The organism is Niabella sp. ZPM-14 (assembly GCF_055693045.2).
On record NZ_CM181148.1, the window covers coordinates 3,410,897 to 3,432,740 of the forward strand.

The following is a 21,844-nucleotide window of genomic DNA, read 5'->3' on the forward strand; positions in this document are numbered from 1 at the left end:
TTTATGTTTTGAGTCTCTTACAATTTACCAACAAAGGCATTTATTGTCCACAGGGAGATTTTTATATTGATCCCTGGCAACCGGTGGATTACGCCGTAATCACGCACGGACATGGCGATCATGCGAGGTGGGGCAGTAAACACTACCTGGCGCATGACGCATCGAAAGGCGTGATGAGATCCAGGCTGGGCGATGATATCAGCATCGAAACAGTTCCCTATGGTGTTTCCAAAACGATCAACGGTGTGAAGCTGAGTCTGCATCCGGCCGGACATATCATAGGGTCTGCACAGATCCGGCTCGAGTACCACGGATATGTGAGTGTGGCTTCGGGGGATTATAAGGTGGAAGATGATGGCATCTCGACACCATTTGAGCTGGTTGCCTGCAATGAGTTTGTTACCGAGAGTACTTTCGGTTTGCCAATCTACAATTGGTTAAGCCAGCAACAGATCTTCAATAATATAAAAACCTGGATCGCTAAAAATCAAAGTCAGCATCGCACCAGCATCTTCATTGCCTACAGCCTTGGAAAAGCGCAGCGCCTGATGAAGGGTTTGGAAGGCGCCGGCCGGCTCTTTGTACACAGTTCCATTCAGCGGTTGAACGAGGCCATCAAAGGCGCTGGCATTGCATTGCCTGAGACCGAGATCTGGAATATCGAAACACCCAAAGCGGATGTCGAAGGAAACATCGTTATCCTGCCGCCGTCGCTGCTGGGCACTAATATGATCAAAAAAATTCCTAATGGCGCCATTGCTATTTGTTCCGGATGGATGCAGGTCAGAGGCAACCGTCGCTGGCAAAGTGTGGATGCAGGTTTTGCAGTGAGCGATCATGCCGATTGGCAGGGTTTGCTCGAGACAGTGAAGGCGACCGGTGCAGAGCAGGTGTATGTCACTCATGGATACACCGCCACGTTCAGCAAGTACCTCAACGAGATAGGGATCAGCGCCAGAGAAGTGTTAACGCAATATGGAAATGATGAGGAATCGGAATCGACCGATAGTACCGAAAAAGAGGAGGATGGAATATGAAGCATTTTGCCAGCCTGATACAATCGCTTGAGATCAGTAACAAGACCAATGACAAGATCGACGCCATTGTAGCCTACCTGTCTATCGCGCCTGACGATGACAAGCTCTGGTTGATCGCGTTGTTTACCGGCAGAAGACCCAAGCGGCCCGTAAAGTCTTCGCTGATCCGGGACTGGGCTTTAGAGTTGTCGGGTTTGCCCGAATGGTTGTTCCTGGAATGTTACAGCAACGTAGGCGACCTGGGAGAGACGGTGAGCCTGATCTTACCCAAGCCCCAACACCAGGTTGAAAAAAGTATTTCTCAATGGATGAAAGAATTGATCGAACTCGGATCTAAGACTGATGCGGAAAAGCGCGCTTATGTGCTGGATGCCTGGAACGGCCTGGATTACAGCCAGCGGTTTATTTTCAACAAACTTATTGGCGGTGGTTTCCGGATTGGAGTCTCTTATAAACTTTTGGTCAATGCATTGTCCAGGTTCAGCGGGGTTGAAGAGAGCAAGATGATGCACAGCATCATGGGTAAATGGGATCCGTCTGAAACCCGATATGCAGACCTGATTGACGCGGAACATATCAATGCCGACAACTCGAAGCCTTATCCTTTTTGTCTGGCTTACCCGCTGGATAAGCCGGTTGAGGAACTGGGCGAGCCCGAAGCATGGCAGGCCGAATGGAAATGGGATGGCATACGCGGGCAGATCATTAAAAGAAATGATGAGCTGTTTATCTGGAGCCGCGGCGAGGAACTTGTCACGGAACAGTTTCCTGAACTGGCGTTGCTGCTGGATCATCTGCCTGATGGCGTGGTCATTGATGGTGAGATCCTCGCGGTAAGCGAAGGGCAGGTGTTGAATTTTAACCAGCTTCAGAAAAGATTGAACCGCAAGGTGATTTCGAAAAAACTGCTTAGCGAGACACCCGTTGGTTTTTATGCATACGATTTGCTGGAGCATGAGGGTGAAGATATCCGCGAGCGGCCTTTCCGCAAACGCCGCGCCCTGCTGGAGCAGCTCATCGTACAAATACCATTTGGTTACGTGCTATTGTCACCGGTAGTCGATTTTGACGAATGGGATCAGCTCTCTATCCTGCGCGATGAAGCCCGCGATGTGAACAGTGAAGGCATTATGTTAAAAGCGAAAGATTCGCTGTATCATTCGGGCCGCAAAAAAGGAGACTGGTGGAAGTGGAAGATCAATCCGTTGTCAATTGATGCCGTATTGATCTATGCACAGAAAGGTAGCGGACGACGCAGCGGTTTTTATACGGACTATACTTTCGCGATAAGAGCCGGCGATCAGTTGGTAACGATTGCCAAAGCCTACTCCGGTCTTACCGATAAAGAGATCAAAGAGGTAGATAAGTTTATCAAAAATAACTCCCTGGAAAAGTTTGGCCCGGTACGTACCGTGAAGCCCGAACTGGTTTTCGAAATCGGATTTGAAGGCATTGCAGAAAGCAACCGGCACAAATCCGGCGTCGCGCTTAGATTTCCCCGCATCCTGCGATGGAGGCAGGATAAAAAAGCCGATGAGATCAACACGATCGAGGATCTGAAGGAAATGCTGGGAAAATACGGCTGATCTATTTCAGGCAGTAGCGCCGATACCCAATGTTACTTCCTCTGCGAGAAGTTGAAATAGCTATCTTTGGATAGAGCGGATGTCAAACTCCGAAAATCATTAAAGTCCAATAAGTATCAGTTAATCCTTGTCTTCCATCCGATCCACACCCGGCTATGCGATTGTTAAAGATTGGTTCGAATCTTTAGGCAATCGCCCGTTTGCTTTCCAGGAAGATACCTGGCAACGTTTTGAGGAAGGCTATTCTGGTTTGGTGATTGCCCCCACCGGTTTTGGTAAAACATTCTCTGTTTTCTTCTCGGTAGTGGTCCATTATCTCAATCACCCTGAAGCGTATGGCAACGGGTTGAAGCTGATCTGGATCACCCCCTTGCGTTCGCTGGCCAAGGACCTGGGCCGGGCCATGTCAGAAGCTTTGGAGCAAATCGGCCTCGATTGGGAAGTCGGTGTCCGCAATGGCGATACCACAACAGCAGAGCGGCAACGCCAGGTGAAGCGAATGCCCGATGTATTGATCATAACCCCGGAGAGCCTGCACCTGTTGTTTGCTCAGAAAAATAACACCGCCTATTTCCGGTATTTGAAATGCATCGCGATCGACGAGTGGCATGAATTGTTAGGCAGCAAGCGGGGCGTACTCATAGAGCTTGCCATTTCGCGGCTACGCCATATTGTACCGGAGCTGCGGATCTGGGGCATCAGCGCCACCATTGGTAATATCGATGAAGCGCTTAAAGTATTGATTCCCTACGAAGGGATGTCCACCACAATTGTCCGGGCCAGTGAAAAAAAGAAGACTGAAATTATATCCATCATCCCGGAAGAGATCGAAGTGCTGCCCTGGGCGGGACACCTCGGTACCAAGATGGCGGCCCAACTCATCCCGATCATTGAAGAAAGCCGTACGACACTTATTTTCACCAACACGCGCGGACAAAGCGAACTCTGGTACCAGGTGATGCTCACTGTTGCTCCCGATCTTGCAGGACAACTGGCGATCCACCATGGATCGATCGATATGGAGCTGCGGACCTGGATAGAAGACATGCTTCATACCGGGCAGCTAAAAGCCGTGATCTGTACGTCCTCCCTCGATCTGGGCGTGGATTTTAAGCCGGTGGACACGGTGATCCAGATCGGCTCGCCCAAAGGCGTGGCACGGTTCCTTCAACGTGCGGGGCGCAGCGGGCACTCGCCGTTTGAAACTTCGAAGATCTATTTTCTCCCGACCCATTCACTGGAGTTGGTGGAGGCCGCCGCCTTAAAAGAAGCAGCGCAGAAAGGCGTTATCGAGAGCAGGATCCCGTTGGTTCAGACCTTTGATGTATTGGTGCAATACCTTGTCACGCTGGCTGTGGGAGAAGGCTTCTTAGAAGAGCATGTGTATCAGCAGGTCCGGCAGACACACGCTTTCAGCTACATGGAGCGGGAAGAATGGTTGTGGGTATTGCGTTTCATCACGCAAGGGGGAGATGTGCTGACTGCCTATGAAGACTTTCAGAAAGTGATCGTTGAAGACGGTGTTTATAAGGTGAAGAACCGCAGGATCGCTATGATGCACCGGATGAACCTGGGTGTTATTGTAAGTGATCCCATGTTAAAGGTGAAGTTCCTGGGAGGCGGATATATCGGTATGGTCGAGGAATACTTTGTATCCAGGCTTAATCCCGGCGACACGTTTGGGCTGGCCGGAAAAATACTTGAGTTTGTCATGATCAAGGACATGACAGTGCTCGTCAAAAAAAGCAAAGCCAAAAGAGCGATCACACCCAGCTGGCTCGGCGGGCGCTTACCCCTGAGTTCCAACCTGAGCGCTTTTTTAAGACATAAGCTGAACGAGGCCCTGCATCCCGGATCCACCGAGCTGGAATTGAAAAAATTACACCCGCTTTTTAAGCAGCAGGAACGCAATTCCCATATTCCTAAAGACGACGAATTTCTCATTGAGCTGATCCAGACCCGGGATGGCTATCACTTGTTTATGTATCCCTTTGAAGGGCGACTGGTGCATGAAGTGATGAGCGCGTTGGTAGCGTATCGCATCAGCAGGATCCAACCCATCAGCTTTTCAATGGCCATGAACGATTACGGCTTTGAGCTGCTTAGTGACCAGCCGATCCCGCTTGACAAGATGAACATGAGCGAGATCTTGTCAGCCGACAATTTAACGGAAGATATTGCCCGAAGCATCAACGCGGCGGAAATGGCCGGGCGTAAATTCCGGGATATTTCCGTTATCGCCGGCCTTGTAGTTAAAAACTATGCAGGAAAATACAAAACCGATAAAAACCTGCAATCCTCTTCCGGCCTCATTTTCAGGATCTTTGAGCAGTATGATCCGCAAAACCTGCTCATGAGGCAGGCATACGAAGAGGTGTTCTACCAGCAATTGGAGGAGCCCCGGTTGGCGGCTGCCTTGCAGCGTATTCAACAAAGCAAGATCATTATTGTTAATGCTAAAGCCTTCACGCCGCTCAGCTTCCCGATAAAAGTGGATAGCCTGCGCCAGGATCTGAGCAGTGAAGAGCTGGATGTGAAAGTGCGCAAGATGCAGGAAGAAACGATGAGGCGCGCAGGCAAAAGATAAGCCCGCCTTGCGCCGTTAAAAAATCAGAGGAATGGAAATTGTTTGTAGCAGCGAAACATTGATCTTATCTCCCCACCGGGCGGTATACTGGCCCCGCAGGAAAACACTTTTGCTGGCCGATATGCATCTCGGAAAAACAGGATATTTCAGATCCAGGGGCATTGCGATTCCCTCATCTGTTATGGCCGCCGATCTGGATCGCCTCGACCTGTTGTTAAAGTTGTACCAACCGGAGGAAGTGATCATTGCCGGTGATATGTTTCATCACGATTATAATGCGGATATCCGGCGTTTCAAAGAATGGAGGGACGCCAGGCCAAACCTCGCATTCATGCTCGTTCCCGGTAATCATGATAAGTTACTGAATATTGACTACGCCCAGTTAAATATATCCCTGACAGAAGTGACCCATCTGGCAGAGCCCTTTGCCATCGTGCACAAACCGGAAGATGCCGCTACTTCCTTTTCCATCAGCGGGCATATTCATCCCGGTTATATTATGGAAGGGCGCGCACGGCAATCGTTGAGGCTTCCCTGTTTTATCGTGAAAGAGCGACAGTTGATATTGCCGGCTTTCAGCTTGTTTACCGGTTTGTATACGGGTTATGCTGCAGCCGAAACCGACCGGTATTATCTCGTCGGCACTGACCGTATTTATTGTGTATGATCGTAGCTTAAAACCGGCATGGTTTTTTAGTGAATAACAGTAAAAGAAAGATGGCTACATCAAAATCTAAAAATACCGACCCGATCGACACTGGAAAAGAAGTGAAGCAAAGCAACGATCCACGCATTGATCAGGATGTGCCCGGATTTCCGGATCATCCTTCGACAAAGAAAGATCTGAAGAAAAAGGAGCCTATTGAAAAGGCGCATAAAAAATAGAAACGCTCAACGGTGCCCGTTCCCGAAGCAACATCCTTCAGTTAGAAGGTCACTATATAAAAAACGCCGCAATTGCGGCGTTTCACTTTTTTAATTATCATCAACTGAATAGTTCCTGTTCTTCACGATCCTCCACCCTGATCTTCTTGATAAAATCGTCAAATTCCGGTCCTTCATGATTGCTGTAGGTGCCGTAAGCATCAATAATATAACCGATATCACCTTGCTGATCTTCTGTAACGTATAGCACAGCATTGTCAGCCGGATCGGAGTCACCTTCGAAGCGGAATGTTTTAAAGATCAGTAAGTCTTCGGGACGATAGACTTTGTTCAGGTTGTCGGCAACCATTTCTTTGTTGTCGTTCATTTTAATTTCGTTGTCAACGCCTTTCTGCCGTAGTTTTTCAATCACCTGGCTAAGCGTTGTCATTTCTACTGGTTGGTCCATATGATCAGATTTAGTTGTTGAAAGTTTGTATTACATAAAGTACATAAATTGAGCCAAATTGCTCAATTGTAATATGTTAAATTACGTGAAGGCCAGTCGGAACTGGTACTTCAAATGATACAGAAATTCGCCTCGTTCCGCGTGATGGTGGTCTTTTAAGAGTGCATAACATTTTTTCTTTTTATGTGATTTTTTACCGCGAAGCGCGCAAAGATTTGTTCGCAGAGAAGCGCAGAGTAGGAAGTTGTTTCACCTTTTGAATATTTTTCAGCAGAACATTTCAAGCGAACCAAAGCGCCCGCCCGTGCCGGGACGGACGGGAAGAAATCCCACCTAACCCGGTCTGACGGTCTCCGTCTGACCGTTTCTGTACGCAAGCACCAATCAAATCATCGGATCAGAAAGCGCTACCAGCGCCAGGAATTAGTGAGGGGCCGCTGAAGCCACAAAGACCGGCATGAAATATCGCTCTTATTGGCACACATGATCCGGCTCTGTCCCTTTTGCAGAATGAAAAAAGTTAAACAGCGCCCAGGATAAAAATGTTATGCACCCTCTTTTAAAGCCCTCAACAGGCCATTCGCTTTTCTGCCTTACTTTTGCGCTTCCATTAATTTCGATACTAAAAAATTAACCAGGCTTTCATGAAGCATAAAAACTATTATATCATAGACTTTGACAGTACGTTCACGCAGGTTGAAGCGCTGGATGAACTGGTGCGTATTTCTCTTAAAGACAACCCAGAAAAAGAAATTATCTTCAAAAAGATTGAGGATTATACGAACATGGCAATGGAGGGAAAGTTGTCCTTTTCAGAAAGCCTGGCCGAGCGGGTAAAACTGTTGGGCGCTAACAAAGACCACTTAAAAAAACTGGTTACTCACCTTAAGAAAAAGGTATCTAAATCCTTTTCGAGGAATGCACCTTTTTTCAAGAAGCATGCTGATGATGTACTGATCGTGTCTGGCGGGTTTAAAGAATTCATTACGCCCGTCGTTAAGAAGTTTCACATCAAGAAGGAAAATATTTATGCCAACACCTTCCTCTTTGATAAGGAGGGAACGATTGTCGGTTATGACGATCAGAATCCGCTGAGCCAGGAGGGCGGCAAGGTGAAGCTGATGAAGATGCTGAACCTCCAGGGAAACCTTTACGGCATCGGTGATGGCTATTCCGATTTCCAGTTGAGGGAAAGTGGAATGATCAAAAAGTTTTTTGCTTACACTGAAAACATTTCAAGAAAAAGCGTGACTGCGAAAGCAGACCATGTCACGCCGAGCTTCGATGAGTTCTTGTACATCAATAAATTGCCCGGCGCTATTTCTTATCCTAAAAACCGGATCATCTGTCTCGTATCAGGAAAAGTACCTGATGCTTGTGTCAACCTGTTGAAAGAAGAAGGCCTGACGATTTTATCGGATACCGAAGCAGACGAAAAGACAATTCAGAAGGCAGGTGTGATGCTTATCGGGAAAGGAGCGGCCATCGACGAAAAACAACTCAGGAAAGCCACGCGCCTGAAAGTGATGGGCTACCTGGGCGCCGCCAAAGAACAGCTGCGCCTCGATGGATGGACAGAGAAAGGCGTGGTGGTATTTGACGACGAGAAAGGAAAAGAAAAAGGAGCTGAAGCTATTACCAAACGGATCATCGATTTTATCAATAAAGGTTCCATCAGCAAGAGCATTAACTTTCCTGCACTCCAGCTTCCGGCGGTGAACAAGACCCACAGGATCATCCATATTCACAAAAACGTGCCGGGCGTGATGGCAGAGATCAATACCGTATTGGCCAGGCATGCCATTAATATCAGCGCACAATACCTGATGACCAATGCTGCCATTGGATACGTGATCATCGACATCAACAAAGATTACGACAAGCAATTATTAAAAGAGCTGAAGGCAATTGAACATACCATCCAGTTCAGGATCTTGTATTGATGACAGCCCTCTTTTGATACGATGATGTAAGTGCCACATTTCGCCGGATACAGTGCGGCAGCGGGTTCTGACAGATTCATCAGAAACAAAACAATAAGCTATACCTGCTGTTCTTATGCAACCTGTGATAGCTTGCATAAATTGCCGGTATGTGATCAAATGGTTACCAGGTTCATGATCCGGATCATCGCGATCCGATCTTAAACGGCAGAATCGCTTTGATGTTAATACTTCTGCCCATGTCATACATGCCCAGGCGCCCGTTGCGCGACGCGCTGTAATACTCAAAATATTTCAACCGGCTGAGGTGCGATTGATAAGCGACGTTGAACAGGTTACCTGCCTGCACCTGGATCGTAAAGGTTTGTAATCCTGCATACCTGATTTCCGCCTGTACTCCACAGTTAATGATGTGATAGGCAGGTGTAGCCGTCTCCGTATTATTGTAGCCGAAGAAGCGGTTTTGTTTAAAGGAATATTCTGATTCTATAGTAGGCGTTATTGCTACGACTCTTCCCTGGGGAATAGAGATCCTGTGCGAGAGCGTACTGAAGACTCTTGCAGGTGGGATAAGGGGCAGATAAGCTCCGTTAATGCCAGCACCTTTAAATTCCGGGTTCCGGTTAAATCCGTACACCAGCGCTACGCTGTTGCTGAATTGAAAGCCTTCCATACTTCTCGGATGAATGGCCCACCACAGTTCTGCGCCATACAGTTGGGCCTTTCCCTGGCGATACTTGTAGGTACGGTTACCCTGTGCGTCCACCAATGGTTGTCCTGCTTCGTCCACCTCCAGACTTTGATAAATGTAATTCTGAATATGGTTATTAAACAGGCTGATATCTCCCGAAAAATCTGCGAAACGTGCGATCAGTCCCAGGTCCTGCTGCAGCGAAAACTCTGGCTCAAAGTTGCGGTTACCGAGGTAGATAATGTGGGCGCCGGGGTCCAGACCATTAGAAGCGATCTCCGTAATGTTAGGCGCCCTGTATGCTCTGCCGACATTCGCTTTCAGACTGAGTTGCTGATTTAGCTTGTAGGTGGCGCCAACGCTGGCAGAGAGGCCGCGAAAGATCTTTTCATACGCAGGAAATTGCAGCGCCGCGTCCGCCACCGGCACGAGGCTGTGCCGGTCAAATCCAGTTTGCGGGTTATTCAGGATATAAAAGTCGTTCCATTTCACCCGGCGCAGGTCGTAGCGCACACCGCCGCCCAGCGTCCACCTTTCGGATCTCCATTTGAGAAACACGAAGGCCCCTCCATCCAGCAGGTCGTAATCCGGAATAGGGAAGTCCGTTGCGTCCAGGTTTTTGTTGCCCTGTCTCATCCCGTTGATACCGATGGTAGTCTGCAGCTGAGCAGTCAGGTCCCGGTTGTAACGGACGCTATAATTTAATGTGTTCAATCGCACCAGCATGCCTGCCTGCGAGGGGCGGGTGGGGTGGTTAAATTCTTTGCGGATATTTTGCTGAGCCGCCAGGTTTACATCGATGGTGCCCGCACCGAGTTCGTAAACATTATGATTAAACACGCGATAATGCTGGATGCGCTGGTGCAGGGGCGACAGCGTATAGGAGTTGAGTTCGGACGTGGAAACAACAGGTCTCGCGGAAACGATATCAGCTTCTCCTTCGAAAACCTGCCTGGTGAATCTGCGGGTCAGAGAATCGCGGCTGCCATCAGGAATGCCTTGTTGGTTATCATACAAGCTGAAACCGAAATTAGCGAAGCCCTTGTCACCCGTGATGCCTGCTATGAGCGAAGCGGTCTTTTCTTCGAAGCCTGTATTGTACACACGGCCATCGATCTTATTTCGATAGTTTTTAGCCAGCCGGTATGATCCGGCTGCTGAAAGGGCGAAGCGCTTTTGGCCATAATCCAGGCGCAGGCCGGTGCCGGCCAGATTATTGTTTGACTGGTATTCACTGGTCACATTTCCGAATAACCGGCCCCCGGTGTTGCGCGGCTGGTAAGAGAACATGCTGACCACGCCGGCCAGTGCATCCGAGCCAAACATAAGACTGGCGGGGCCTTTGATGATTTCCGCACGTTCCATGTTGTAAGGATCTACCTCTATACCATGTTCATCTCCCCATTGCTGTCCTTCCTGCCGTATGCCGTTATAAAGCGTCAATACCCGGTTATAGCCCAGCCCGCGAATGAAGGGTTTGGACACGTTGGGCCCGGTTTTGACTACGTTGACACCAGGCGCATTTTTAGCTAACGCGTCAATGATATTGGGCACTGCAGCCTGCTGTATCTGCCTGGAGGAAATGGCTACAACTGCCACTGGGTTTTCCCGGATAAGCGTGGCTCCTGTGAGGCCCGTCACTACGACCTCCGTTAATGTGTCGCGGGGCAATAGGTCTACCAGCAATTGAACGGGCCCGCTTGCTTTTAGCGTTATCTTTTTTTCGAAGCTTCTGAAGCCGGCATGTGTCACCTCTATAATGTAGGGTCCGGCAGCAAGGCCATCGAAGACAAATCGTCCGAGACTGTCTGTTACCAGGGTGCGGTTTGTGCCGTCCAGGTGAACTGTTGCCAGGGGTAGCGGTAAGCTGCCTGCATGCACACGGCCGCGGATAGAAGTCTGTCCGTTGATAGAATATGACAGCAAGCTAAAGATGAAAAGTAATAGCGGTACTTTCCCTCGCATCAATCGTGATGGAAGTATTTGACCGAAGTGTTTGGAACGATAACTTTTCCGGCGCGGTGCTGATGCCGGGTTTAACGGGGATACGCTGCTGAGGGATCGTTTTGCGCAGGTAAAAAATAGCGAGCTTTGATTCATGTCTGAAAATAGTTATGGATACAAAAGTATAAAGTTAGATTAGTCTAACAAAAATATTTTGATGAATCTTTTTATCTTTATGTTATGTTATCGCAGACTGAAGAGAATTATTTGAAGGCGCTTTTTCATATTACGGAAGAAGCAGAACAGAAAGCAGGGGCCGGAACGAATGAGCTGGCGGCTACTTTGGACGTGAAGCCGGCCACCGCCAACGACATGCTTAAGAAGCTGAAAGAAAAAAAGCTGATCGTTTATGAGAAATATAAGAAAGTGACTTTGACGGATCTGGGTAAGAAGCAGGCGATTGATATTATTCGCAAGCACCGCTTATGGGAAACGTTCTTGTATGAAAAGCTGCAGTTCACCTGGGACGAAGTGCACGAAGTGGCCGAGCAGCTTGAACATATCCATTCCCCCAAGCTTATTGCACAATTAGAGAAGTTTCTCGGATATCCCGAATTTGATCCGCACGGAGATGCAATCCCCAATGCGCAGGGCGTATTGAAGCGCAGTGTGCGTTATACCTTGTCGCAGGTTGAAGCAGGCCGTTCCTGCAAGCTGGTGGCCGTGAAAGACAACAGTGCTTCCTTCCTGAAATTCGTTGTGAAAGTGGGTTTAGGGTTGAGTAGTAAGATCAAGATCGTGAGCAGGCAGGAGTTTGACGCATCCATGGAGATAGAAGTGCGTGGAAAAAAATCAATTGTCAGTCAGAAGTTTGCCGAGAACATCTTTGTGACCCTTCTTTAAACCTATTTTACGGTCAGCACAGTCCTCAGCCTGATATCTTTGGAAGAAGCGCCGATCATAATGCGGAAATTACCTGGCTCTACCACCGTCTGAAGATCTTTGTTTAGCATGGAAAGTAGTTCCGGGGTTATTTTAAACACTACCACCTTTTTTTCACCGGGTTGCAGGTGTACGCGTTGAAACCCTTTTAACTCCATAACCGGTCGTACGACGGACGCCAGTTCGTCGTGTATGTAAAGCTGGGCTACTTCGTGTCCTGCCCGTTTCCCGGTATTTTCTACGGTAAATCGAAGCGTGGCGCTGTCTGTGGACGCTATTGATTTTTTATCCAATTGCAGGTTGCTGTACGCAAAGGTTGTGTAGCTCAGGCCGTATCCGAAGGGAAATAAGGGCTGACCGGATAGGTTATTATAATCATCTCCGCGCCCTGTGGGCCGGTGATTATAGACCAGGGGAAGTTGCGCCTCATGCACCGGGAATGTAACGGGCAAGCGGCCTGCCGGGTTGTAATCTCCGAAAAGAATGTCGGCAACTGCGGTTCCACCCGCCTCCCCGCCATACCACGTATGGCCGATCGCAGCCACACTATCTTTCCAATTATTCATGGTAATCGCGCTTCCTCCCACTAATAAGACCACCACAGGTTTGCCGGTTTGAGCTACGGCTTTGATCAATGCTTCCTGGTGTCCCGGAACACCGAGCATGGCGCGGTCGAGAAACTCTCCTTCGGTGATACCTGCAACGACAATGGCAACATCTGCCTGCGAAGCGATAGCAACCGCTTCGTCGATCTTTTGTTGTGATCGGTCGGGCCGTCCCTCATCCCAAACCAGTTTGACCGTACCATTCCCGTTGGTTTCGTAGAACTCTACTTTGATGGGATATTTTTTTCCTGCTTCAAAATGATGGTCTTTCAGCACAGTTTGATAAGAAAGCTTCTGCCAGTTATCGATGATCAGTTTGTTATCGATATAAAGCCGGTAACCGTCGTTGCCTTCGAGGCCGATTTTGTAAGTGCCGCTTTCAGGAACAGTCAGCATGCCGGTCCACCTGGCGGAATAAAAGTCGCGATCCAGTTGGGGTGCAGGTGCGTAGAGCGTCCAGGCAAAGTCTATATTTTTATCGATCCTTGTCACTGCCGGAGCTTTGCTCATATCGAGCCCGTCGAAATATGTTGCTTTCAACCCGGGCTGTTTTCCGGTGGAGAGGAATCGGGTATCGATCAACCGGTAGCTGCTATCGTAGCGTCCGGCTCCTTCGGCGTATAGAACGTGGGCGCCGTTGCCGATCTTTTCCCGGATGCCTTGCAATATGCTGATCTTATGATTGCCAGACCCTGAATAACCTCCCAGGCGGGCTTCTGTGGCATCGGATCCCAGCACGGCAATGCTCCTGATAGTTTTTGACAAGGGGAGTACCTGGTTTGAATTTTTCAGTAAGACAAAAGATGCTTTCGCTGCTTCCAGCGCCGCGGCTCGGCCTTTTTTCAGCAAGCTTGCTTCGTCTGATCTTTCAGGAATATAAGGATCCTCGAACAAGCCAAGCTCAAACTTGGCGCGCAGCACTCTTGAAACGGCATCATCGATGCGTGCTTTACCGATCTTGCCGTTTAAAAATGCGGGCATGAACAGTTTGTGATGTTCATAGTCGGTCTGGAAAATAACATCCAGTCCGCCGTTAATGGCATGTGCGCCGCTCTCTTCATAATTCCTGGCGGTATGATGCAGGACTGTTTCGCCGCCAACGGCATTTGCATCCGAAATCACAAAGCCCTGGAAGTTCCATTTCTTTTTCAGCTGATCGATAAGCAACCACCGGTTCGACGAAGCAGCCGTGCCGTCTACTGAATTGTAGGCCGTCATAATAGAACGTGCTCCCGCCTTTTGGATCGCCTTGATAAACGGAGGAAAATGAATTTCATTGAGCAGGCGTTCGTTCCAATAAATAGGGTAGCTGTCGCGCCCGCCATCGCCCACATTGGCGACGAAGTGTTTGGGCGTAGTGATGATGCCGCGCTGTTCGAAAGCGCTGATAAACGCAACGCCCATGCTGCTTACTAAAAAAGGATCTTCGCCATAGGTTTCTTCTGTCCGGCCCCAGCGCACGTCGGACGCGATGTTCACAACCGGTGACAATATCTGCTTGATGCCACGCGCCTTTACCTGCTCTGCAATTGCTGATGCAGCCCGGTGTACGATCGAAGTATCCCAGGTGGCGGCCAATGCGATTGCCTGTGGAAACGAGGTGGCTTCGCTTCTCACGAGCCCGTGCAGGGCTTCGTCGAAAGCAATGATAGGGATGCCCAGTCTTGTCTTCTCTACGAAATATTTTTGTATGCTATTGATCTTTTTGATAACCAGCAGGGCATCCTCGCTTGTGTTGTAGGTGAGTAATTGACCGCCGGCATCGCCCTTCGCGCCGGCGCTTACCTGGAATCCGAAAATACCATTGCGGTATTGACCGGGTTGGGCGGCGTCAAGATCGCCTGGGATCATGAACAGCTGCCAGAATTTTTCTTCGGGTGTCATCCGCGACAACAGATCGGAAACTCTTTTTTCAACCGGTTGATTCCGGTCCTTGTACAAGGGTTGCTGCGCATTCAGGGCTAAAGAAATGACAGCGGCCAGGCAAAAACAAGACAGCCTGAGAACAATTGCATGCATATAATTGGCTTATGCTGCAATGTAAAAAGTTAATCCGAGACTGGAAGTGGTTGCGGGATGTTTTAAAAAGTGAGAGATAGCGCATACAACAAAAAAAGCCGCCTCCAAGAAGCAATCCTGGAGGCGGTTCTAATCAATTATTGTCAAGGGGCTACCGGGAATGAAGCGCGATAGCCAACACTTCGTCCATCTTATCTACGTAATGGAATTTCAGTCCTTTGATAAAAGAAGCTTCTACTTCTGCAACGTCTTTTTCGTTCTGAGCGCAAAGGATGATCTCCTTTAATCCTGCCCGTCTTGCAGCCAGGATCTTTTCTTTGATCCCGCCTACGGGCAGTACCTGTCCGCGCAGCGTGATCTCGCCGGTCATTGCAAGGAAAGGCTTCACCTTCTTGCCCGTTAATACCGATGCGATGGCCGTCATCATGGTGATACCGGCGCTGGGTCCGTCTTTGGGCGTAGCTCCCTCGGGTACGTGTATGTGGATGCTTTTTTTACCAAATAAAGAATTATCAATATTGTATTTTGCCGCGTTGGACTTGAGGTAGCTAAGCGCGGTGGTGGCACTTTCTTTCATCACGTTACCCAGGTTACCGGTCAGGCTCAGATCTCCTTTTCCATCGCTGAGGTTGGCTTCTATAAAGAGAATATCCCCGCCGACGTAGGTCCATGCAAGTCCTACTGCTACGCCCGGCACATTTACAGCTTTGTACAGGTCGTTGTTGAATCGGGGCTTGCCCAGGATCTGCTGCAATTCCTCCAGGTTGAGCGAGGTGTTCAGGCTTTCTTCCATGGCGATCTTTTTTGCCCGGTTGCGCATCAGGCTGGCGATGAGCCTGTCGAGCTCGCGCACCCCACTTTCGCGTGTGTAGTCGGCGATCAGCCGCTCCAATACTTTATCCCCGATCTTGAAACTGCTTTTGGGAATGCCGTGCATTTCCTTTTGTTTCGGGATCAGGTGTCGTTTAGCAATTTCGATCTTTTCTTCGATCGCGTATCCGCTAAGGTTGATGATCTCCAACCGGTCTCTCAAAGCAGGTTGCAGATTCTGAAGGTTATTCGCTGTGGCGATAAACAATACCTTGCTCAGATCGTATTCCAGCTCAAGGTAGTTGTCGTAGAAGGTATTGTTTTGTTCCGGATCCAGCACTTCGAGCAGGGCGCTGCTGGGATCTCCGCGGAAATCGTTACCCACTTTGTCGATCTCATCCAGAACGATCACGGGATTGCTGCTCTTTGCCTTTCTGAGCGATTGCAGGATGCGGCCGGGCATCGCGCCGATATAGGTTTTCCTGTGGCCCCTGATCTCGCTTTCGTCGTGCAGGCCACCGAGGCTCAGGCGGATATATTTGCGGCCCAGTGCGCTGGCAATACTTTTGCCTAATGAAGTTTTACCGATACCGGGAGGACCAAAAAAGCACAGGATCGGGCTTTTCATATCCCCCTTCAGTTTCAGCACCGCCAGGTATTCCAGGATCCTTTCCTTGATCTTCGCCATACCGTAATGGTCATGATCCAGGGTCTTCTGCGCATTTTTCAGATCATAATGATCTTCGGTATATTCCTCCCAGGGCAGGTCGAGCATCAGATCGACATGGTTGTACACCACAGAATAATCCGGCGTGCTGGGGTGCATGCGTTCCAGCTTTTCGATTCCCTTCTGGAATGCTTCTTTTGCAGCAGCCGGCCATTTTTTGGTCTCGGCTTTTTTCAACATTTCTTTTATTTCCTGCGAGTTGGAGTCGCCTCCCAATTCTTCCTTAATGCTTTTCAATTGCTGCTGCAGAAAATATTCGCGTTGCTGCTTATCCAGCTCGGTCCGCGTTTTGTTGGTCACCTTGTTTTTCAACTCGACGAACTGCAATTCTTTTTGCAATAATTCCATCAGGTTGGAAGCGCGCTCTTTGATATCTTTCAGCTCCAGCAATTTTTGTTTTTCCTGGATGGAAGTGTTCAGGTTGCTGCTGACAAAGTGGATCAGGAAAACAGGACTTTCAATATTTTTTAGGATCAGCGTGGCTTCTGAAGGGAGATTGGGCGATTGCTGGATGATATTGGCCGCGATATCTTTGATATTTGATATATATGCCTCGAAGTCGCCGTCTTTCGGGATTTCGTTTTCAACCAGCTTGTTGGTCCTGCCTTTGAAGTAAGGCTCCTCCGCAGTGATTTCCGTGATGGAAAACTTGCTGCGCCCTTGTATGATCACCGTTGTGCCGCCGTCCGGCATTTTGATCAGTTTGATGATCTTGGCGATGGTGCCGATCTGTTCGAGATCATTGATCTTGGGCTCTTCTACATTGGAATCTTTTTGTGCGACCACACCGATCAACTTATCACCTTTATAAGCGTCATTGACAGCCTGAATGCTTTTGTCCCGGCCTACCGTGATGGGCAGCACCACGCCTGGAAACAAAACCGTATTTCTCAGCGGTAAAATCGCAATTTCTTCGGGAATGATATCCTGGCTATCGTCTGCATCATTTTCGTTAAGCGGAAGGATCGGCATAAAATCCATATCATCTTCAGGCTTCGTAAACACTTTACTAAAATCCATAATTTTATTTTTAAAGACAAACTGTCATATACTGCTGCTGCAGCTACGGCTGCAAAGTAGTGTATGAAAGGGTCTAATGATCGGCAATATTAATGCCATGCAGTATAATGGCGAAAACTTGTCGCAGAAAATAACCAGCAGGTGCCATACCTGCAAAAATACTGGCGTTGTTGTGCAAAGTGGGTCGGCCTTCAGACGTGCATCGGGTTAGAACGCTACCCCCACACTGAACTGTAAAGCCTGATTTTTCCATTTTTCCTGCTGCACGGCGTCGCCTACGTTGCTCAGACCAATCACGTAGCGGGCAGAAAAGCGAAACATACTGATGTTGAGGCCAGCACCTCCCACCATGGAAAAGTCGCCCTTTTTAAAGGCATCTTCGCCGTTCTCCAACAATCTTTTTTCTTTATTCATAATGATGCCGAATCGTGGCCCTGCTTCGATATGCAATGGTCCGAACAAGCGCATGTTTAATAAAATGGGAATCGAAAGGTAATTCAGTTTCACCTTTAACTGATCATTGTTCAGGCTGGGAATGGTGTTGGTAAAAGAAGTGTCCGTGGTCGCAGTGGTTTGTGAAAACAGAACTTCAGGGTTGATGCTCCACTTGTCACCCAGGCCGATCTCGGCAAATCCACCCGCCAGGTAGCTGTAGTTGAACTCTTCTTTAAATGTTTTGCCGCTGATTTTCGCAGCATTAACACCGGCTTTGACACCGACATGAAACTGAGCCCTGGATGTAAAGCTTATTAGAAGCGCGGCAGCCACAATAGCGAACGATTGCTTATTCATAATGATAAATTTAAATGGATGATGGTTTTGAAAACAAAAGTAAGTCTTTTTCAACCGTATACGCTTTACTGATATAACGGACCGTACAGGTTTTTAAAAGCTTTGAGATCGGGCACTTCTCTATGAAAGTGTATCCAGTTCGATAACGGTGATTTCGGGTAAAATTCCTACACGGCCGGGATAGCCGATGAAGCCGAACCCACGGTTTACATACAGCTTCTGCTGTTGCTGTTCGTACAATCCCGCCCAATGTTTATACACGTATTGCACAGGACTCCATTTGAATCCCGGAATTTCCACGCCAAATTGCATGCCGTGAGTATGGCCACTTAAAGTGAGGTCCACATCGGTGTACCGGGTGCTTACCTCGGCATCCCAGTGCGAAGGGTCGTGACTCATTAATATTTTAAAGGGATATTGCTCTGCACCCTGCATGGCCCGGCTCATGCTGCCGTAGCTGTGAAAGCTGCCGCGTCCACTGATATTCTGCACGCCGATCAGCCCAATGGAGGCTTCACCTTTTTGCAGTGGTAAATGCTCGTCCAGCAACAGACGCCAGCCCATGTCGGCGTGAATTTTTTTCAGGTTATCGAGGTTTTGCTTTTTATCGGTCTCATTTTTCCAGGCCACGTAATCGCCATAGTCATGGTTGCCCAGCGTAGAATACACGCCCATAGGGGCTTTCAGACGACTAAAGATCTTTTGATATTCACCCACCTCTTCACTTTTGTTGTTCACCAGGTCGCCTGTAAAAAGGATAATATCCGGCTTTTGCTCTAAAATAAGGTCCACACCTTTGTTCACAGCTTTGTAGTTCGTAAAACTGCCGGTATGAATGTCGGAAATGTGGACGATCTTCAACCCTTTAAAGGCTTCAGGCAGGTTGGCAAAAGGCATCTTCACATTTTTAACCTGGTAATTATATTTATTGCTCAGACCATAAATAAAGGAAGAAAACAGGCTCCCCCCGGAAACAATACCCAGCCAGGTCAGAAACGAGGAGCGGGAAATGCGGTCGCCGCTTTCCCCTGCGATTTCACTGATCTCGTTATTAGCCGAAAAGAGCTTGCCCGCAATCCACTGAACGGAGCGCCGCAGGTCATCTACAAAAAAGAACAGCGCAGCGACCAGTTTGCCCATAAAAAAGGCGAAGACCATCACAAAAGCGACACTTCTCAGCAGCTTGTTTTGTTCGCCGGACTGGATATAGGGCAGTAAAAAGATCAGCGCCAGTGCTATAACCGACAAGGACCAATAGACGATGGTGTAGATCGTGCGCCCACGCGTACCGCCGCCAAATAAGGATCTTACGGAGAAGAACACATAAAGGTCGATGAGGATCATCACCGCAATTAAAATCCACCAAAACGGTCCGTTGCGCATAACTAAGACTTTTTATAGCAATCAAAGCTAAGGAGTAATTCGGACAATGATTCATGGACAATAGACCAGGGTGCATAACATTTTTATCCTGGGCGTTGTTTCAACTTTTTTCATTCTGCGAAAGGGATGGAGCCGGATCATGTGTGCCAATAAGAGCGATATTTCATGCCGGTCTTTATGGCTTCAGCAGCCCCGCACTCATTCCTGGCGCTGGTAGCGCTTTCTGATGCGATGATTGGATTGGTGCTTGCGTACAGAAACGGTCAGACGGAGACCGTCAGACCGGGTTAGCTGGAATTTCTTCCCGTCCGTCCCGGCACGGGCGGGCGCTTCGGTTCGCTTGAAATGTTCTGCTGAATAATATTCAAAAGGTTAAACAACTTCCTTCTCTGCGTGCTTGCGAACAAATCTTTGTGCACTTTGCCGTAAAAATCAGATAAAAAGAAAAAATGTTATGCCCATAGACCTTTGAACATGGATTTCCTCTTCCTACTCCCGACTTCCAACCTCGGACCCCCGACCTCCAACCTCCGACTTCCCCTCCCTGTTCATTCCTGCTTCAAAAACTTTACATTTGCGTTTCACTAAGATGTATTCATTTTTTCAACTTATTAATCCTTAGATCGCGGTATCAAAATATGGCAAAAATTATTGGAGTAGCAAACCAAAAAGGGGGGGTCGGTAAAACTACGACTGCGATCAATCTGGCCGCAAGTTTTGCCGTACTGGAATACAAAACCTTGCTCGTAGACGCTGATCCGCAGGCCAATAGCACAACGGGTGTGGGCTTTGATCTGCAAAATATCACGCAAAGTCTTTATGACTGTATGGCTAACCAGACGCCCGCCGGGCATGTGATATTAAAAAGTGAAATACCTAATCTCGACCTGATCCCGTCGCATATCGACCTGGTAGGGGCCGAGATCGAGATGATCAACTATCCCAACCGGGAGACTGTTCTGAAGGAAATTCTCGATGCGGTGAAAGATCAGTATGATTTTATAGTCATCGACTGTTCGCCCTCTCTGGGACTGATCACAGTGAATGCACTGACGGCGGCTCAATCGGTGGTTGTGCCGGTACAATGTGAATTTTTTGCGCTGGAAGGGCTGGGCAAGCTGCTCAACACGATCAAGATCGTACAAAGCAGGCTCAACACCGACCTGAAGATAGAGGGTATCCTGATGACCATGTATGATGCCAGGCTGCGCCTTTGCAACCAGGTGGTGAATGAAGTACGCCGCCATTTTGAAGAACTGGTGTTTAATACGATCATACACCGGAATTCGAAGCTTAGCGAAGCGCCGAGCTTTGGCAAGCCGGTGATCTTATACGACGGCAACAGCAAGGGCTCGGTAAATTATCTCAACCTGGCTAAAGAGATCTTGCAGAAAAATGATATGACAAAGATCTCTAACGAAGAGCGCATATTGGAATAAGCGTTTCTTCAGTGGGAAGGAGCAACGCACAATTAAAAAATTGAAACTATTGAATGGCTACACAAAAATCAAATAAAGACGCATTGGGAAAAGGCATCCGCTCCCTGTTGGGCAACATTGATGCTGAATTGAAAAGTGGTGCAGGAGATCTTAAAAAGACGGTGGTGGAAGCTGCCACTAATATATCTAAAATTCCCGTCAGCGATATTGAAACGAACCCTAAACAGCCTCGTACAGATTTCGACGAACAGGCGTTGCAGGAGCTGGCACAGTCGATCAAAACGCACGATATTATCCAGCCGCTTACTGTGTCTAAAATGGCTAATGGTAAGTACCGGCTGATTGCAGGGGAGCGCAGACTGAGGGCTTCCAAAATTGCAGGTATCAAGGAAGTGCCGGCTTATATCCGTCAGGCGAACGATGCGGAATTGCTGGAGCTGGCATTGCTGGAAAACCTGCAGCGGGAAGATCTGAATGCGATGGAAGTTGCCCTGAGCTATAAGCGTATGATGGATGAGCTGGATTATACGCAGGACCATGTGGCCGAGCGCATGGGGAAAGACCGGAGTACGGTTGCCAACTTCATCCGGTTGTTGAAACTACCGCCAGATATACAGCTGGCAGTGCGCAATGGCAATATTTCCATGGGCCATGCGCGTGCGCTGATCAATGTGGATACGGTGGACAAGCAATTATTTATTTTCAAAGAAATAAAAGAGAAAGGACTTTCGGTCCGTCAGACCGAAGCGCTGGTCCGTAACCTGTATAAAGAAAACGGCTCTAAGAAGCCGGTAAAAAGCAATTTATCCGCTCCGTTTCAGCGGATTGAGGATAAGCTGGCTACGCAATTTGATACCCGGGTGAAGCTGAAGCACAGCTCCAAAGGACATGGGCAGATCACGTTCGATTATTATTCTGTTGAAGAGCTGAACAAGCTGTTGCAAAACTTTAACGTGTCAATAGATTAATCTGTATTTTCTTTGCAT

15 protein-coding genes are annotated in these 21,844 nt (G+C 48.4%); 9 read left to right on the forward strand and 6 right to left on the reverse strand.

Features of this window, described 5'->3' with window-relative positions; translation table 11 throughout:
* Positions 1-8: 8 nt before the first annotated feature.
* The 5 genes from ACU37H_RS14495 (at position 9) to ACU37H_RS14515 (ending at position 6,095) form a co-directional block, all read left to right on the forward strand.
* Positions 9-1,037, forward strand: coding sequence for a ligase-associated DNA damage response exonuclease (locus tag ACU37H_RS14495; protein WP_472703390.1), 1,029 nt, complete (start codon positions 9-11; stop codon positions 1,035-1,037).
* Positions 1,034-2,623, forward strand: a complete 1,590-nt coding sequence (locus ACU37H_RS14500; RefSeq protein ID WP_472703389.1) for an ATP-dependent DNA ligase — start codon at positions 1,034-1,036, stop codon at positions 2,621-2,623. Before ACU37H_RS14495 ends, ACU37H_RS14500 begins: the two co-directional genes overlap by 4 nt.
* Positions 2,624-2,750: 127 nt before the next feature.
* Positions 2,751-5,210, forward strand: coding sequence for a ligase-associated DNA damage response DEXH box helicase (locus ACU37H_RS14505; RefSeq protein ID WP_472703388.1), 2,460 nt, complete (start codon positions 2,751-2,753; stop codon positions 5,208-5,210).
* A 31-nt stretch (positions 5,211-5,241) separates the two neighbouring features.
* Positions 5,242-5,877, forward strand: a complete 636-nt coding sequence (gene pdeM / locus ACU37H_RS14510; RefSeq protein WP_472703387.1) for a ligase-associated DNA damage response endonuclease PdeM — start codon at positions 5,242-5,244, stop codon at positions 5,875-5,877.
* A gap of 50 nt (positions 5,878-5,927) precedes the next feature.
* The gene (locus tag ACU37H_RS14515; RefSeq protein WP_472703386.1) at positions 5,928-6,095 is read left to right on the forward strand and encodes a hypothetical protein; all 168 of its coding nucleotides are present in this window, start codon (positions 5,928-5,930) and stop codon (positions 6,093-6,095) included.
* A 100-nt stretch (positions 6,096-6,195) separates the two neighbouring features.
* Here the strand turns inward: ACU37H_RS14515 and ACU37H_RS14520 are convergent, their stop codons facing one another.
* Entirely contained in the window at positions 6,196-6,543 is a 348-nt protein-coding gene (locus tag ACU37H_RS14520; protein ID WP_472703385.1) for a hypothetical protein, read from the reverse strand.
* A gap of 644 nt (positions 6,544-7,187) precedes the next feature.
* Between ACU37H_RS14520 and ACU37H_RS14525 the strand changes: the two genes are divergently transcribed.
* Positions 7,188-8,486 (forward strand): HAD-IB family phosphatase, encoded by a 1,299-nt coding sequence (locus tag ACU37H_RS14525; RefSeq protein WP_472703384.1) that lies wholly within the window; start codon positions 7,188-7,190, stop codon positions 8,484-8,486.
* A 184-nt stretch (positions 8,487-8,670) separates the two neighbouring features.
* Here the strand turns inward: ACU37H_RS14525 and ACU37H_RS14530 are convergent, their stop codons facing one another.
* Positions 8,671-11,142: a TonB-dependent receptor gene (locus ACU37H_RS14530; RefSeq protein ID WP_472703383.1), complete on the reverse strand. Its 2,472-nt coding sequence runs from the start codon at positions 11,140-11,142 to the stop codon at positions 8,671-8,673.
* 219 nt (positions 11,143-11,361) lie between these two features.
* On the opposite strand from ACU37H_RS14530, the gene ACU37H_RS14535 reads away from it, so the two are divergent.
* Positions 11,362-12,024, forward strand: coding sequence for a metal-dependent transcriptional regulator (locus ACU37H_RS14535; RefSeq protein ID WP_472703382.1), 663 nt, complete (start codon positions 11,362-11,364; stop codon positions 12,022-12,024).
* Between the two features lie 2 nt (positions 12,025-12,026).
* On the opposite strand, the gene ACU37H_RS14540 is transcribed toward ACU37H_RS14535, so the two are convergent.
* The 4 genes from ACU37H_RS14540 to ACU37H_RS14555 all read right to left on the reverse strand — a co-directional run bounded on the left by ACU37H_RS14540 (position 12,027) and on the right by ACU37H_RS14555 (position 19,419).
* The gene (locus ACU37H_RS14540; RefSeq protein ID WP_472703381.1) at positions 12,027-14,687 is read right to left on the reverse strand and encodes a glycoside hydrolase family 3 protein; all 2,661 of its coding nucleotides are present in this window, start codon (positions 14,685-14,687) and stop codon (positions 12,027-12,029) included.
* Positions 14,688-14,838: 151 nt separating this feature from the next.
* On the reverse strand, positions 14,839-17,244 hold the full coding sequence (lon, locus tag ACU37H_RS14545) for an endopeptidase La (protein WP_472703380.1): 2,406 nt from the start codon (positions 17,242-17,244) through the stop codon (positions 14,839-14,841).
* A 207-nt stretch (positions 17,245-17,451) separates the two neighbouring features.
* Complete coding sequence (locus ACU37H_RS14550; RefSeq protein WP_472703379.1) at positions 17,452-18,036, reverse strand: porin family protein; 585 nt, start codon at positions 18,034-18,036, stop codon at positions 17,452-17,454.
* 120 nt (positions 18,037-18,156) lie between these two features.
* Positions 18,157-19,419, reverse strand: a complete 1,263-nt coding sequence (locus ACU37H_RS14555) for a metallophosphoesterase (protein ID WP_472703378.1) — start codon at positions 19,417-19,419, stop codon at positions 18,157-18,159.
* A 638-nt stretch (positions 19,420-20,057) separates the two neighbouring features.
* Between ACU37H_RS14555 and ACU37H_RS14560 the strand changes: the two genes are divergently transcribed.
* Positions 20,058-20,858, forward strand: a complete 801-nt coding sequence (locus ACU37H_RS14560) for a ParA family protein (RefSeq protein ID WP_472703377.1) — start codon at positions 20,058-20,060, stop codon at positions 20,856-20,858.
* 53 nt (positions 20,859-20,911) lie between these two features.
* Positions 20,912-21,826, forward strand: a complete 915-nt coding sequence (locus ACU37H_RS14565; protein ID WP_472703376.1) for a ParB/RepB/Spo0J family partition protein — start codon at positions 20,912-20,914, stop codon at positions 21,824-21,826.
* Positions 21,827-21,844: the final 18 nt, after the last annotated feature.